General features: G+C 64.2%; 13 protein-coding genes and 2 pseudogenes. 9 read left to right on the top strand and 6 right to left on the bottom strand.

The window, feature by feature from the left end:
- Positions 1-280 precede the first annotated feature (280 nt).
- On the top strand, positions 281-1,546 hold the full coding sequence (gene lysA, locus CG51_RS12535; protein ID WP_035745522.1) for a diaminopimelate decarboxylase: 1,266 nt from the start codon (positions 281-283) through the stop codon (positions 1,544-1,546).
- Positions 1,547-1,582: 36 nt separating this feature from the next.
- On the top strand, positions 1,583-4,165 hold the full coding sequence (locus CG51_RS12540; protein WP_035745523.1) for a TIGR02302 family protein: 2,583 nt from the start codon (positions 1,583-1,585) through the stop codon (positions 4,163-4,165).
- 254 nt (positions 4,166-4,419) lie between these two features.
- Here CG51_RS12540 and CG51_RS12545 read toward each other — a convergent pair whose 3' ends face one another.
- Entirely contained in the window at positions 4,420-4,887 is a 468-nt protein-coding gene (locus CG51_RS12545) for a response regulator (RefSeq protein WP_051930554.1), read from the bottom strand.
- A 132-nt stretch (positions 4,888-5,019) separates the two neighbouring features.
- Between CG51_RS12545 and mce the strand changes: the two genes are divergently transcribed.
- Both mce and CG51_RS12555 read left to right on the top strand, forming a co-directional pair.
- Positions 5,020-5,424 (top strand): methylmalonyl-CoA epimerase, encoded by a 405-nt coding sequence (gene mce, locus CG51_RS12550; RefSeq protein WP_035745525.1) that lies wholly within the window; start codon positions 5,020-5,022, stop codon positions 5,422-5,424.
- On the top strand, positions 5,424-5,708 hold the full coding sequence (locus tag CG51_RS12555; protein ID WP_035745527.1) for a DUF1467 family protein: 285 nt from the start codon (positions 5,424-5,426) through the stop codon (positions 5,706-5,708). Before mce ends, CG51_RS12555 begins: the two co-directional genes overlap by 1 nt.
- Here CG51_RS12555 and CG51_RS12560 read toward each other — a convergent pair whose 3' ends face one another.
- Together CG51_RS12560 and CG51_RS12565 are read right to left on the bottom strand one after the other, a co-directional pair.
- Positions 5,709-6,416 carry an EI24 domain-containing protein gene (locus tag CG51_RS12560; protein WP_035745529.1) on the bottom strand — a complete coding sequence of 236 codons (708 nt, stop codon included), beginning with the start codon at positions 6,414-6,416 and terminating at the stop codon, positions 5,709-5,711. It lies immediately after the preceding gene.
- Entirely contained in the window at positions 6,401-6,979 is a 579-nt protein-coding gene (locus CG51_RS12565) for a nitroreductase family protein (protein ID WP_035745531.1), read from the bottom strand. The genes CG51_RS12560 and CG51_RS12565 overlap by 16 nt, the downstream gene beginning before the upstream one ends.
- Before the next feature lie 66 nt (positions 6,980-7,045).
- On the opposite strand from CG51_RS12565, the gene CG51_RS12570 reads away from it, so the two are divergent.
- From CG51_RS12570 to CG51_RS21145, 3 genes and pseudogenes are all read left to right on the top strand, one after another.
- Positions 7,046-7,303: a DUF167 domain-containing protein gene (locus CG51_RS12570; RefSeq protein ID WP_035745532.1), complete on the top strand. Its 258-nt coding sequence runs from the start codon at positions 7,046-7,048 to the stop codon at positions 7,301-7,303.
- A gap of 61 nt (positions 7,304-7,364) precedes the next feature.
- Positions 7,365-7,567: pseudogene (locus CG51_RS12575) on the top strand (transposase); the annotation flags it as partial.
- Positions 7,568-7,570: 3 nt separating this feature from the next.
- Positions 7,571-7,878, top strand: a pseudogene (locus CG51_RS21145) (hypothetical protein); the annotation flags it as partial.
- A 298-nt stretch (positions 7,879-8,176) separates the two neighbouring features.
- Here the strand turns inward: CG51_RS21145 and CG51_RS12585 are convergent.
- Together CG51_RS12585 and CG51_RS12590 are read right to left on the bottom strand one after the other, a co-directional pair.
- The gene (locus tag CG51_RS12585; protein WP_233141147.1) at positions 8,177-9,508 is read right to left on the bottom strand and encodes an anti-phage deoxyguanosine triphosphatase; all 1,332 of its coding nucleotides are present in this window, start codon (positions 9,506-9,508) and stop codon (positions 8,177-8,179) included.
- Positions 9,496-9,807 carry an ETC complex I subunit gene (locus tag CG51_RS12590; protein WP_035745538.1) on the bottom strand — a complete coding sequence of 104 codons (312 nt, stop codon included), beginning with the start codon at positions 9,805-9,807 and terminating at the stop codon, positions 9,496-9,498. Before CG51_RS12590 ends, CG51_RS12585 begins: the two co-directional genes overlap by 13 nt.
- Before the next feature lie 124 nt (positions 9,808-9,931).
- Between CG51_RS12590 and uvrB the strand changes: the two genes are divergently transcribed.
- The gene (gene uvrB / locus CG51_RS12595; RefSeq protein WP_035745540.1) at positions 9,932-12,112 is read left to right on the top strand and encodes an excinuclease ABC subunit UvrB; all 2,181 of its coding nucleotides are present in this window, start codon (positions 9,932-9,934) and stop codon (positions 12,110-12,112) included.
- Between the two features lie 946 nt (positions 12,113-13,058).
- Here the strand turns inward: uvrB and CG51_RS12600 are convergent.
- The gene (locus tag CG51_RS12600; protein WP_035745542.1) at positions 13,059-14,153 is read right to left on the bottom strand and encodes an NAD(P)/FAD-dependent oxidoreductase; all 1,095 of its coding nucleotides are present in this window, start codon (positions 14,151-14,153) and stop codon (positions 13,059-13,061) included.
- Positions 14,154-14,269: 116 nt separating this feature from the next.
- Here CG51_RS12600 and CG51_RS12605 point away from each other — a divergent pair, with 116 nt between their 5' ends.
- Positions 14,270-14,623: a PRC-barrel domain-containing protein gene (locus CG51_RS12605; RefSeq protein ID WP_233141148.1), complete on the top strand. Its 354-nt coding sequence runs from the start codon at positions 14,270-14,272 to the stop codon at positions 14,621-14,623.
- Positions 14,624-14,800 lie beyond the last annotated feature (177 nt).

The following is a 14,800-nucleotide window of genomic DNA, read 5'->3' on the forward strand; positions in this document are numbered from 1 at the left end:
TTGATTGGAGGCAGACGCTGTAGGGCCAGCCGCTGGTCTGACCGGCGGCGCGTGCTTCTGTGGCCAGCGGATGGGAGGCGGGTGCCTGCCGGCCTTCGTTGTTATCCTGCAGCTACTGGGCGCCACGTCGGCCACGCCAGCCAGCGGAGCGTGAGTCCTCGCCCGATTGCAGCGCACAGCCGACGGATGGAGCGCGACAGGCGGAACGCGGCCTTCCCTCGCTCCCGGCGATCCGCTAGAGGCTTTGGCTGAAACCCTCGGCCTGAAAGGGAGTATCGCCATGGACCATTTCCTTTACCGCGACGGCATCCTCCACGCCGAGGATGTCGCGATTCCCGACATCGCGCACACCGTAGGCACACCGTTCTATGTCTATTCGGCCGCGACGCTGGCCCGGCATTACCGGCTGTTCACCGAGGCGCTGGCTGGGCTACCGCATCTGATCTGCTTCTCGGTGAAGTCGAACTCCAATCTCGCGGTGCTGAAGCTGCTGGGCGATCTGGGCGCGGGGATGGATGTGGTCTCGGGCGGCGAATATCGCCGGGCGCGGGCTGCGGGCGTGCCGGGAGAGCGGATCGTGTTCTCCGGCGTCGGCAAGACGGGGGAGGAGATGGGCCTCGCGCTGGAGGACGGCATCCGCCAGTTCAACGTGGAGAGCGAGGCAGAGCTGCGCGCGCTCTCCCGTATCGCGGAAGGGCTTGGGGTGCAGGCTCCGGTCACCGTCCGCGTCAATCCCGACGTCGATGCCCATACGCATGAGAAGATCTCCACCGGCCGGAAGGAGGACAAGTTCGGCATCCCGATTTCCCGTGCGTCGGAGGTCTATGCACTGGCGGCCTCCCTCCCCGGAATAGAGGTGGTGGGGATCGACGTGCATATCGGCTCGCAACTCACCGATCTTGCCCCGTTCGAGGCTGCGTTCGCCAAGGTGGCCGACCTGACGCGGCAGCTTCGGGCGGAGGGGCACCATATCCGCAGGCTCGACCTGGGCGGCGGCCTGGGCATCCCCTATACCCGTTCCAACGAGGCACCCCCCCTGCCGTTCGACTACGGCGCGCTGGTGAAACGGACGCTCGGCGATCTGGACTGCGAGATCGAGATCGAGCCGGGGCGGCTCATCTCCGGCAATGCGGGGCTGCTCGTCTCAGAGGTCATCTACGTGAAGGAAGGCGAGGAACGGGAGTTCCTGATCGTGGATGCGGCAATGAACGATCTGATCCGCCCGGCCATGTATGGCGCCCATCACGATATCGTACCGGTGACAGAGCCCGCCGCGGGTGCCGCCGCATCGCCTTATGACGTGGTCGGCCCGATCTGCGAGACCTCCGATACCTTCGCCCGTCAGTGGCCACTCCCGCCGCTCGCGCCCGGCGACCTGGTCGCCTTCCGCTCCGCCGGGGCCTATGGCGCGGTGATGGCGTCGGAGTACAACAGCCGTCCGCTCGTCCCCGAGGTACTGGTGCAGGGCGATCACTTCGCCGTCATCCGCAAAAGACCTGACTTTGACGAAATCCTCGCGCGAGATACCATTCCCGAGTGGCTCTGACACGCATGTCGCGTGCCGTAGCCCCCAGGATGAGGTATGACCGCACAGGATCGTGACCCTGCCGCAGCGCTCGACCGACTGAAATGGCCCCTGCGCTTGACGCGGTGGGGGATGGTGACCGAACGTCTGACGCAGGCCTTCTGGCCGGTCCCGGTGATCTTGTTCGCCACGCTCGCGATCATTTTTTTCGGTGCACTGGATGCGGTGAGCATTGAGGTCGCCTGGGCGGGAGCTGTCTTGATCGTCGTGGCTCTCGTCGCAGCGGCGGTGTTCGGCGCGCGGCGATTCCGCTGGCCCAGCCGGGCAGAGGCCGCCGCGCGGCTGGACGCCACACTGCCGGGCCGACCGATCTCCGCTCTCGGTGACCATATCGCTATCGGTAAGGGGGACGAGGCGGCCCAGCAGGTCTGGCGCGCGCATCTGGCCCGCATGGCGGAGCGTACGCGGGGTGCAAAGCCTGTGCATCCCGATCTCAACGTCACTCGCCGCGATCCCTATGCACTGCGTTATGTGGCGCTCACCGCGCTGGTGGTAGGGCTGATGTTCGGCTCCGTCTGGCGGGTGGCGTCAGTCGCGGATCTGGCGCAGATGCCGGGGGGCGGGGCCGTGGCTTCGGGCCCGTCCTGGGAAGGCTGGATCCAGCCGCCCGACTATACGGGCAAGCCAACACTCTATCTCAACGACATTCGGCAATCGGATCTTTCGGTGCCGGTCGGCAGCAAGGTGGTGCTGCGTCTTTATGGCGAGGCAGGCAGTCTTACGGTCGATGAAACGGTATCGGGCCGGACCGGCATGGTGGACAGCGCCTCTGCCCCCAGCCAGGAATTCTCCATTACCCGCTCGGGCCGGCTCAACATAAACGGGCCGCGCGGCGCGGGATGGGATGTGACGACCATCGCTGACCGCGCCCCCAGCGTGGAGCTTTCCGGCCCCATCGGACGCGAGGCGGATGGCGCGATGCGCCAGCCCTTCACCGCGCATGACGATTACGGCGTTACCGCCGGGCAGGCCCGGATGGAGCTGGACACTGCCGCGCTCGACCGGCGCTACGGGTTGGCGGCGGAGCCGGAGCCACGGGATGCGCTGGTGGTGGATCTTCCCATGCCGATTACCGGCAGCCGCGCGGATTTCACCGAAACGCTGGCTGAGAACTTTTCCCAGCACCCTTGGGCCAACCTGCCCGTGAAGATCAGTCTGACGGTCCAGGATGCCGCCGGTCAGACGGGCGCGACAGAGGCCCGCAGCATCGTATTGCCGGGCCGGCGGTTCTTCGACCCGCTGGCAGCGGCGCTGATCGAGAACCGGCGCGACCTGCTGTGGTCGCGGGAGAACGGGGAGCGTTCCCTTCAGGTGCTTCGTGCCGTGACCAATCGACCGGAGGGGTTCATCCGCAACCAGCGGGCCTATCTCCAGCTTCGCGTCGCCATGCGGCAGCTCGAAACCGGGGTTTCGCAGGGATTGAGTGCCGAAACACGGGATGAGGTAGCGTCCGCGCTCTGGGACATCGCGGTGCTGCTGGAGGATGGCGATCTCAACAACGCGATGGAACGGCTGCAGCGCGCGCAGGATCGGCTGTCTGAAGCGATCCGCAACGGTGCCAGCGACGAGGAAATCGCCCAGCTCATGCAGGAGCTGCAGCAGGCGATGAACGATTATATCCGCCAGCTTGCCGAGCAGCAGCAGAACGACCCGAACCGTCAGACGGCAGAGGATCAGCAGGGGCAGAAGATCACCGGCGATCAGCTTCAACAGATGCTCGACCGTCTCCAGCAGCTGATGCAGGAGGGCCGGATGGCAGAGGCGCAGCAGCTTCTCGACCAGCTGCGGCGGATGATGGAGAACATGCGTGTCACGCAGGGCCAGGGCGGACAGGGCAGTCCCGGCCAGCAGGCGATGCGCGATCTGGCCGAAACGCTCCGTCAACAGCAGGGTCTTTCCGACGAGGCGTTTCAGGGGATGCAGGGCCAGCAGCCCGGCCAGGGCCAACAGGGCCAACAGGGAGAGGGCCAGCAGGGGCAGGGGGGCCAGCAACCTGGTCAGGGGCAGTCTTCCGGGCAAGGTCAGGGTCAGCAACAGGGTCAGGGGCAAGGTAGCGGGCCCGGTCAGGGCGGCAGTCTTGCCGATCGGCAGCAGGGCTTGCGGAACCAGCTTGATGGTTTGATGCAGCGCGGGCTCCCCGGGCTGGGTACGCCCGAAGGGCAGGCGGGGCGCGACGCGCTTGGCCGTGCGGGCCGCGCCATGGACGAAGCGGAGCAGGCGCTCAGGGACGGTGACAACGGGCGCGCGCTCGACCGGCAAGCAGACGCGATGGAAAGCATGCGCGAAGGGATGCGCAACCTCGGCGACGCCATGGCGCAGAACCGGCAGCAGGGGCAACCGGGCGAGAGCGGCGGTGGGGATCAGTTCGGCTCGGGCGATCCCAATGGGCAGCGTGATCCGCTGGGCCGTCGGCCGGGAGAGGTCGGCCGCGGCATCGGAACGCAGGATTCCATGCTTCAGGGAGATGATGTCTATCGCCGTGCGCAGGATATTCTGAATGAACTTCGCCGCCGTTCAGGGGAGCAGGAACGCCCCGACCTGGAGCGGGATTACCTTCGGCGTCTGCTCGACCTGTTCTGAAGACACCCCCCCGAGCCGGTTTGCGCCGATTATGCCTGACCGTTGCACGAGCTGCCGAGACCGGGCGCGCCGCCCCCGGCGGGCTGGGATTCTTCGCTGTTCCTGACGGCGGGCTCCCTGTCCGGCCGTTTCTCGACTGGCGTTGCTGACCATGGAAAGCAGCCCGGCGTCATCGCGGACGCGCTTCGGGCGCGCGAAGGCGGTAGCTGGATGGGGCCGCTCGGGTATCGGACATTCGCCGGGCTGTGCAGTTTTCACAACTTCCCGCTGCGGTGCTGACCATCAGACCGGCGAATATCCATTGAGGGCTGTCTTTGCCGAAACGGGAGGACATTGCCGCCCCACAGACCGCCGAGGAGCAGGCTCAGAAGTGCGGCCTCTGTCACCGGCAGGGCGAGGAAACCGGTGGCGCCCGCCTCCAGCGCGGCGGCGCGGTTGCCCCGCTCTCCCAACGCGATGAGGCTGCGTTGGCCGGGGAGAAACCGCACGGCGTCGTGGAGAACCTCGACCCCCGCCGCCATATCGACGATGACAAAGGTCGGCCGGTAGCTTGCCAGGTGCCGAAGCATCGCCCCGTGTCCATCCGCGTGACGAAGCCGGGCACCCGCCCGCTGTAGCGCTGCGAAATCCGTGACGGACGGCGCAACGACAAGCACCGTCTGGCCCGTAAGCGGGCGCCTGGGCGCGAGCAGCGGCTGTCGGTTCAGGGTGAGGAGGGCCATGCGATTCTCCTTTGCTTCTTTCTACACCTATTCCAGCAGGAATTCCTCACTCCATGGTTAATGGAGGGTCCGCCCTTGCGACGGCGAGGTGCAACGCCCATAAACCGGGCGGAGCGGAGGGAGATTGCGAAAATGATTGGACGCCTCAACCATGTCGCCATCGCGGTGCCGGACCTTGCGGCGGCAACGGCGCAATATGCGGATACGCTGGGAGCGCGGGTCGGCGCCCCGCAGGACGAGCCGGATCACGGCGTGACCGTCGTATTCATAGAGTTGCCGAACACAAAGATCGAGCTGCTGCACCCGCTGGGTGAGAACTCTCCCATACAGGGATTCCTCGACAAGAATCCGGCGGGGGGTATCCATCACATCTGCTACGAGGTGGACGACATCCTCGCCGCGCGGGATCGTCTTCTGGAACGGGGCATCCGCGTTCTGGGCAGCGGTGAACCCAAGATCGGCGCGCATGGCAAGCCGGTCCTGTTTCTGCACCCCAAGGACTTCACCGGAACACTGATCGAGCTGGAGCAGGTCTGATGACCATCACCGGAGCAGTCGTCCTTTTCGCCGTCATATGGTTTCTGGTGTTCCTGGTCATCCTGCCGATCGGCATGAAGAGTCAGGCAGAGGCGGGCCATGTAGAGCCGGGAACACCGGCCTCCGCCCCCTCGGACGCAGCGGTGGGGCGTAAGGCGAAGCTCACCACGCTCATCACCATCGGGCTGTGGATCGTGTTGGCGGGGATCATCATGTCAGGGGTGATTTCCATCCGCGACATAGACTTCTATCATCGCATGAACCCCCCGGCGGCCGGGGAGTAGTCAGCCCGCATCGCGCGTCAGCCGATGGTAAAGATGAGTGAAGGTGGCGGCTCCGATCACCGGCACGAAAAGATTAACGATTGGTACGGTGAGCGGCGCGGCCATTAGCGTTCCGGCAAGCCAGATCTGGCCGAAGTGGCGGGTGCGAAGGATGCGTGCCTCCTCCTCGCTCACGCGGCGGAGCGCAACGAGCTGGAAATACTCTCGCCCGAGCAGAAATCCGTTCACCACCCAGAAGAGCACGGGCCCCAGCGGCCCGGTGAACAGATAGACCACGAACAGTCCAAGGTTGAGCACGATCACCAGCAGGAACAGGCCAAGCGAATCGCGCAGCATCTCCAGCAGCGGCACATCACGGGCGGGGGGCAGATCAGGATAGTAGCGCGCCTCCACGGCATCGGCCACCTCCTCCAGAAAGAAGCCGGTGACGGCAGAAGCGACAGGCACCATCAGAAAGACCGACAGCACCATCATCACAACGACGCCTGCCCAGGACAGGAACAGGTTCAGCCCGCCCACCTGTCCGATCCACGGCAGGGAAAAGCTCTCCGGCGCGAAATGATCGATGAGCCAGAACACCCCGGTCGCCACCGCCACGAACACCAGCAGGGTGATGAGGATGCCGCGCCAGAACACGCTCTGGAACCTGCGGTCGCCCAGTTGCGACAGGGCGCGGAAGAGGTCGGTGAAGATCACGCCGCCACCCATGTGACGATCCGGTCCAGGGAGGGCCGGGGACGATCCGCCACGGCGGAGCCAGGGGTTCCCATATGGACGAAGCCCGCCACCCATTCCTGCGGTGCCAGATGCAGCGCCTCCTCCGCGAATCCGCGGTCGAAGGCGGGCCAGCCGGTGATCCATGCGGCGCCCCAGCCGGAGGCGAGCGCCGCATTGACAAGGCTCACACAGGCCGCGCCGGTGGAAAGGGTCTGCTCCACCTCCGGCGCCTTCTCGCTGGCCACCGGACTCGCGATCACCGCAACGGCGAGGTGCGACCGGGCGAACTGCCCCTCGCCCTTGCCGATCCTCTCCGCATCATAACCGAGCGCCACACCCCGTGCCGCCGCGACGCGGGCCAGCCGCTCCAGCGCCGGCCGTTCCAGCACGATGAATCGCCACGGGGCGAGCCCGCCGTGGTCGGGTACGCGGGCGGCGGCGGTCAGCATCGTCTCCATCTCCGTGCGGGAGGGGACGGGAGGGCGGAGCGTCTTGGCAGAGACAGACTGCCGGGTCAGCAGAAAGTCGAGAGCGGCGGGATTGGCGTCCGGCATGGGTATCTCCTTGATCCGGGGACAGATGTCGGCGATCACCCGAGACGGTTCAAGAGGAGAGGGGCCATGGCCCGTGGTGAACTGGCGCATCTGGTGGCTGAAGGCGCGCGGATCGAGGTGCGCGTGACCCCGCGTGCACGCCGTCCTGGCCTGACGGTGCCGGAGGAGGGACCGATTCGCATCGCGGTGACCGAAGTGCCGGAGGATGGGCGCGCCAATGCCGCTGTGACGAGGGTGCTGGCCGAGGCGCTTGGTATAGCGCCTTCGCGGCTGACATTGGAGCGAGGCGCCACCGCACGGTTCAAACTGTTCCGCGTGGATTAGGCTCTAGACCCACTTAGTTCGAACATTTGTCGTGACTCAGCACCGCAAGGAGAGCTGATGCATGAGCAATCTTTTCTGGCTGAGCGACCCCCAGATGGAGCGTCTGAAACCGCTCTTTCCCAAGCGCCATGGCAAGCCCCTCGTTGAGTATAGCCGCGTTTTTAGTGGCATAATATTAATCAATCGCAATGGCTTGCGTTTGGTGTGATGCACCCAAGGAATACGGGTCCGCCGAAGGCTCTCGACACCCGTTGGAAGCGCTGGAGGATTACTAAGGCAGGCGACGTCAACCTTCGACGCGCGCTGTTCCAGGCAGAAACTGTCATGATGTATGAGGAGGGTCAGAAAACAGTCTGAGCGCTGTTTTCCCGACGATTGGTGGACGGATGAGCTGGCTGCGAACCGGGGCGGCAAAGCTTGCGCGCCGTCGTGGCGCCAAGCGCGCGATGATTGCGCTGGCGCGCCGCATCGCCGCGATCCTGCACCGGATGTGGAAGGATCAGACCGACTTCCGCTTCGACACTCCCTGCTTCTTGCCGGCTGAAGATACAGGATCCCGACTGCTGCCCGCCTGATCGCGGGCGTTCGAGGTCCCCAAGGGACGCGGTTCCGGTGATGCGTGCTCAGGACTGATGCCGATCATATCGAGCACGCCAATGAAATGGGGACATCGGAATTGCATTAAACCAGCATCATGTTGGCGGCCATGGCACCCGCTACGGACCGAGTATGTGCCCGGGGTGATCTCAGACAAAGCCCGCCGAATAAGGAGGTAAATCACTTGATCAAAGAATAAGGCCACCCGCTCCGGCGGCACATCCCGTATGCGCAAACCCGCTTGACTAGCGCGACCCCGTTACCGAAGGACCGAGCCTAGATCCGGTCGAACACCGACCCCATCCGGGGTGCGAATAGCCGCTCATAGGTGCGTAGCAGGTGGGCATCGGTCATGCCCGCGACGTAGTCGCAGAGCGCCCGCCCGTCGTTTTCCATGCGGGTCAGCCAGTCGCGGGGCAGGAGGCGCACGGGATCGGAAGCCAGAGCCTCGAACACCGCCATCACCATTCCCTGCCCCTTGAACTCCAGTTGCTGGACGGACGGGCTGTTGATCACCTCGTCAGAGGCCAGCATCTTCAGGGCGCGCAGAAAGGTCGCTTCCGCCTCCGGCAGCGCCACGCGGTAGCGCAGCAGCGGATCGGCAAAGGCTTCTTCCGTGGTGTAGTGCGCAGCGCTGATGAAATGGTGGACAAGCTCGCCGATCCGCCGCTTCCGCGCGCGCGGGCTCTCATACAGGTCACGGATCAGGACATCACGCGCCGGCGCATCGGCACAAAGCGAACGGCAATCCGCGACGGCCAGCCTGTCCCGGAACCGCCCCTCCGGTATCAGGCCGAGCGTGATCGCATCCTCCAGATCGTGGATGCCGTAGGCGATGTCATCGGCCAGGTCCATGAGGGCACAATCGAGCGATTTGTGCAGGCTTCGCCCGTGCTTGCATCCCTTCGGCCCCATTGCCGTAAAGACCACGCGTTCCGCCGGCGACAGCGGCGCGAGCACCCAGTCCACCACGTCCGCCTCGCTGTCGAGATAGCATTTCGGCGGGGTGGAGGCGGGAATGTCCAGCGTGCGGATCTTGCCCTCTCCCGGCTGGAGCGCGGGACGGAGAGCGGGGTTGAGCGCCTGGCTATAGGCCACGGGATATTTCAGCAGACCAAGCAGCGTCCGCCGTGTCAGGTTCGCGCCCGCACTGTCGGAGAAATGCTCCAGCCGTGCGACGATCCTGAGTGTCTGGCCGTTACCCTCGAACCCGCCCGCATCGCGCATGGCGTAGTTCAGCGCGACCTCTCCTCCATGGCCGAAGGGCGGGTGGCCAAGGTCATGGGCGCAGCCGATGGCCTCTATCAAGCTGCGTTCCGGCAGGACGGCGCTGGCGGGATGGTCGGGGAAGGAGCGGGCGAGCTGCCGGGCCAGCCCTGCGGCGATCTGGGCCACCTCAAGCGAATGGGTCAACCGGGTCCGGTAGAAATCGCCATCGCCCACGCTCAGGATCTGCGTCTTGCCCTGCAGGCGCCGGAAGGACGCCGAATGGATGACTCGGGCGTAGTCCACATCACCGGGAGAGCGAGCATCCGTCGGCGGCGCCCGGCGCGGCTCCCGCCGCTCCTGCCAGACATCCGCCGCCGCAGATGGGCTCAATGTGTCCACGCGCCCCGGCGGTTGGTGGCGAAATTCTCCCCATACCCCATGGCGCGGACATTGGCTTTCCGGCCATGAACCGGGAGCACGATGTAGTCGATGCCGTTTTCCCGCGCGTAGGTCTCTGCCTCCTCCTGCGTGTCGAAGCGCAGGCGGACCTGAGTCTGGGTGTCGTCGCTGGATGTCCAGCCCATGAGCGGGTCTATCTGACGCGCGTTTTCAGGGGCGTATTCGAGAATCCAGCGCTTTGTCCGGGCGACGCCAGATTGCATGGCTGTCTTGGCTGGCTTGTAGATGCGCGCGACCATGGCCTTCTCCGTGATATCGCCTTCGTTATGGAAAAACCCGCGCCTCTGCGCAAGAGGCGGTCGCCCCCTTGAACGGGAACAAAAACAGATCAAATGTGAGAGGCCGGTCGCCGGAGGTCCGCTCATGCCCCATAACAACACCAACGCCCCGATGAATCGCTTCGACGTGCTGACCCGTCCCAAGCTGGAAGGGGGGCGCGCCTTCGTCATGCATACCGAATTCTCGCCGGCCGGGGATCAGCCCGCCGCCATCGCCGAGATCGCGGAGGCGGTGAACGGGGGAGAGCGCAATCAGGTGCTGTTGGGTGCCACCGGAACGGGCAAGACCTTCACCATGGCCAAGGTCATTGAGGAGACGCAGCGCCCGGCGATCATCCTTGCGCCCAACAAGACACTGGCCGCCCAGCTTTACGGGGAATTCAAGAGCTTTTTCCCCGACAACGCGGTGGAGTATTTCGTCAGTTATTACGACTACTACCAGCCGGAAGCCTACGTTCCCCGGTCGGACACGTATATCGAGAAGGAAAGCCAGATCAACGACCAGATCGACCGGATGCGCCACTCGGCCACCCGGGCGCTGCTGGAACGTGACGACGTGATCATCGTTGCTTCGGTCTCCTGTATCTATGGTATCGGCTCGGTCGAAACCTATTCCGCGATGACGCAGGATCTGGTCGTCGGGCAATCCTATGACCAGCGGCAGGTGATCGCGGAGCTCGTCGCGCAGCAATACCGGCGCAACGATCAGGCGTTTCAGCGCGGTTCTTTCCGCGTCAGGGGGGACAGCCTGGAGGTCTGGCCGGCGCACCTTGAAGATCGCGCCTGGCGGTTCTCCTTCTTCGGAGAGGAGCTGGAATCGATCACCGAATTCGATCCGCTGACCGGCGCCAAGACCGACTCCTTCAAGCAGATCCGCATTTATGCGAACAGCCACTACGTGACGCCGCGTCCGACGCTGAAACAGGCGATCGACGGGATCAAGAAGGAACTCCGCCAGCGCCTCGACCAGCTCGTTTCGGAGGGGCGGCTGCTGGAGGCGCAGCGGCTGGAACAGCGGACGAATTTTGATCTGGAGATGCTGGACGCCACCGGTGTCTGCAATGGTATCGAGAATTATTCCCGTTATCTCACGGGTCGTGCGCCGGGAGAGCCGCCGCCGACGCTGTTCGAGTTCATTCCCGACAATGCCATTGTCTTTGCGGACGAATCGCATGTGACGGTCCCGCAGATCGGTGGGATGTACCGGGGGGACTATCGGCGGAAGTTCACGCTGGCGGAACATGGTTTCCGTCTGCCGTCCTGCATGGACAACCGTCCGCTGAAGTTCGAGGAATGGGATGCGATGCGCCCACAGTCGGTATTCGTTTCCGCCACTCCCTCGGCGTGGGAGATGGAGCAGGCGGGCGGCGTCTTCGCGGAGCAGGTGATCCGCCCGACCGGGCTTGTGGATCCGCAGGTGGAAATCCGCCCGGTCACCATGCAGGTGGATGACCTGCTGGACGAGGTGCGGCGCGTTTCGCAGGCGGGATATCGCAGCCTCGTCACCGTGCTCACCAAGCGGATGGCTGAGGATCTCACCGAATACCTGCATGAACAGGGCATCCGTGTCCGCTACATGCATTCCGACATCGACACGATCGAGCGCATCGAGATCCTGCGTGATCTCAGGCTCGGCGCGTTCGACGTTCTGGTGGGGATCAACCTGCTGCGCGAGGGGCTGGATATTCCTGAATGCGGGCTGGTGGCTATTCTGGACGCAGACAAGGAGGGATTTCTGCGCTCGGAGACCTCCCTCATCCAGACCATTGGACGCGCGGCGCGGAATGCGGAGGGGCGCGTCATCATGTATGCTGATCGCATCACCGGCTCCATGGAGCGTGCGATGCGGGAGACCGAGCGGCGGCGCGAAAAGCAGATCGCCTATAACGAGGCGCACGGCATCACCCCCCAGACCGTTCGAAAGAACGTGGAGGACGTGCTGGCCGGGCTGTGGAAGGGCGATACCGACCAGTCGCGCATCACCACGAAGGTCGAGAAGGCGATGGTCGGCGGCAATCTGTCGGCCCATCTGGAGGCGCTTCGCACCCAGATGCGCAAGGCGGCCGAGAACCTGGAGTTCGAGGAAGCCGCCCGCCTTCGCGACGAGGTGAAACGGCTGGAGGCGGTGGAGCTTGCCGTGGCGGACGATCCGCTGGCCCGGCAATCGGTCGTGGAGGAGGCCGCGGAGGCTGCCGTTGCCGCCTCCGGTCGGTCGACCGCAGGCCGTGCGGGAGCCCGCCCCAACCGGCGCAAGCGGCGATCCTGACCGGATTTTCCGGCCTATGTCCTACAGGGCCCGGCGAGGGGAAGCGCAAAGCCCCTCGTCGAGTGGCTCTCCGGACAACATGTGACAACGGCGCTGTTTTCTGCGTTCCCTGGGCCGGAATATTCATCTGTCTGCCAACATTCTGCCGGCAGAACACCGCCATTCAGCGGGTGCGAGGTGAGCGAATGCACGGACCGTTGGACAGTCGTTCATGAGTGGCGCCATCGGGCCTGTTCGTGGAGTGGTTCTGGCGAGATGGGCTTGGCGCGATGCGGAAAAAAGGCTTCTAAGCTGGAGCGGAAATCTTCCGGAATTCAGAAACCCATGCGGATCCAGACATATTCCGGCTGACTCCCCGGTACCTGCAGGATTGGCGTGACACTTCAGGTTGTCTTCAACAGCCTGTCGGCCTGTCGGCACCGATGTTGTGCTGCGTTTCTCCGCCTGCGGAGCGGTCCCGGCGTGGGAGGGGCCGGCATCTCGGTCTCCCTCGCTCCCTCCGGTCAGACATGGACAGGGAGGGCTAAGCCATACAGCCTCCACAAGCTGGCCCCCTTCAGGGGCATGAAGAGTCCATGCGGGCAATGGCTCGCACGGAGATAGGGGTGCGGAGATTGGCGAGCCTTCTGGGGCGTGCGGTGGGCAACCGTGCCGTGCTGGCCCGGGCCGCTGGCACCGGTGCTACAGAGCAGTGGCATCACTGGCATGGCCTCTTTGCAGTCGTTCGGGCGCGAGCCATAGGCAGCCCGCTGTGTCGCCCGAAGTGCCGCCTCCTCGCCTTTCTTTCGTTGCTCGCTTGCGCTGGCGACCTCCGCAGACACCGGGGCGAGCTTGCCTCTCCGCTATTCCAAAGGCCAGACGACACTCCGCTGATCGATGTGGTCGCCCTGAACACAGCCATCGGTCGATCTGCACAGCGCAGACTTTCCGCGGGTCAGTGGCGGCGTCAGCCCAATTGCTCCGCGACGTTCTCGGCTATGGCGAGGGAGGAGGTCAGGCCGGGGCTTTCGATGCCATAGAGCGTCATCAGGTTTGGGATCCCGTGCGTTGTGGGTCCATCAATACGGAAATCTGCGGCAGCCTCGCCCGGCCCTGCGATCTTGGGGCGGATGCCGCAGTAGGTCGGCGATAGTACGCCCCGTGGCAAGCCGGGCCAGTATTTTCGAATCTCCGCTTCGAAATGCGCCCGCCGCTCGGTATTCAAACGGTAGTCTACTTCCGGGATCCACTCGACATCCGGGCCGAAGCGCATGGCGCCGCCCAGATCGAGCGTGAGATGAACCCCCAGGCCGCCCGGCTCCGGCACGGGATAGATCAGTCGCTGGAACATCGGCCGACCGGGCAGGGCATAATAGCTGCCGCGCGCAAATCGGGTAGCGGGTACGTTGGCCAGCCCCTCTATCTGTTGTGCCAGATGGGATGCATCCAGCCCCGCTGCGTTGACGAAACGGGTGGCGGAGAGCTCGAACAGCCCCGAGTCATCCTCTGTCGTGACGATGAAAGCGTTCCCCTCCCGGCGTACTGCACGCACGGTCGTGCCGGTGACGAGCGTTGCTCCGTGCGCCTCGGCGTCGCCCAGAAGGGTCAGCATCAGGGCGTGACTGTCCACGATCCCTGTCTCCGGTGACAGAAGCGCCTGCGTACAGAAGAGCGCAGGCTCCAGCCTCATGGCCTCCTCCCCACTCAGATGGCGAAGCGGAACGCCCGCCGCCTCCGCTTTTGCGGCGACGGCCGCCAAAGCGGGCTCCTGCGCGGCATCAGTGGCGACGATCAGCTTGCCGGAGCGGCGATGGGGGACATCGCGCGTGGCCGCGAAGGCATAAAGTATTTCCCGTCCTCGCAGGCAGAGCTGCTGCTTGAGGCTGCCGGGTTCATAATAGATGCCCGCGTGGATCACTTCCGAATTACGCGAAGACGTGCCGGTACCAAAGGTATCCTCCCGCTCCAGCACAAGAACTTCCATGCCTTTGAGCGCCAGTTCCCGCGCGATGGCAAGCCCGACCACCCCTGCGCCCGCGACGATACAATCTACACGATCCATTCATTCCCCCGCTTTTGTCCGACATTAGAGGGAAGCGGCGAGCGGTAAAAGACAGGAACCTTGGGAAAGAAACGGCGTTAATTCTGCATGGACCAAAACGATCCATGGAGGATGCTATGCAGACCGAACTCGCCAATCCGATGATTTCGTCCGCCGATGTGAACGGTACCGCTGTTTACAACACGGAGGGAGATAAGCTCGGGACGATCGACCACCTGATGCTGGACAAGAAATCCGGCAAGGTTGCCTATGCCGTGATGGGTTCGGGTGGATTTCTGGGCATTGGGGAGGAGTATAGTCCAATCCCTTGGAATGCATTGAAATACGACACGACACTCGAAGGATATGTGACGGGTATCACGGCGGAGCAGTATCGCACGGCTCCTAAATGGGAGCGCGACTGGGACCGCGATCGCGATTGGGAAACCCGTGTCTGGAGCCATTACGGCCTTCAACCCTACTGGGTTTGATACATTTTAAATCGAGCCGGGGCGATATACGCGTCCCGGCTTTTTTTGTGTGTGTCGCTTGCCTCCATAGGCCACCAAGAATTACGAACGGTTTGAGTCGTTTTTGCCGAAGTTAAGAAACCGAATTTCATTCTGGCAATCGCCGGGTGGCAAACTGGTTCTGCTCCAAGCCGGATC

This window comes from Haematobacter missouriensis (assembly GCF_000740775.1).
Classification (GTDB): Bacteria; Pseudomonadota; Alphaproteobacteria; order Rhodobacterales; family Rhodobacteraceae; genus Haematobacter; species Haematobacter missouriensis.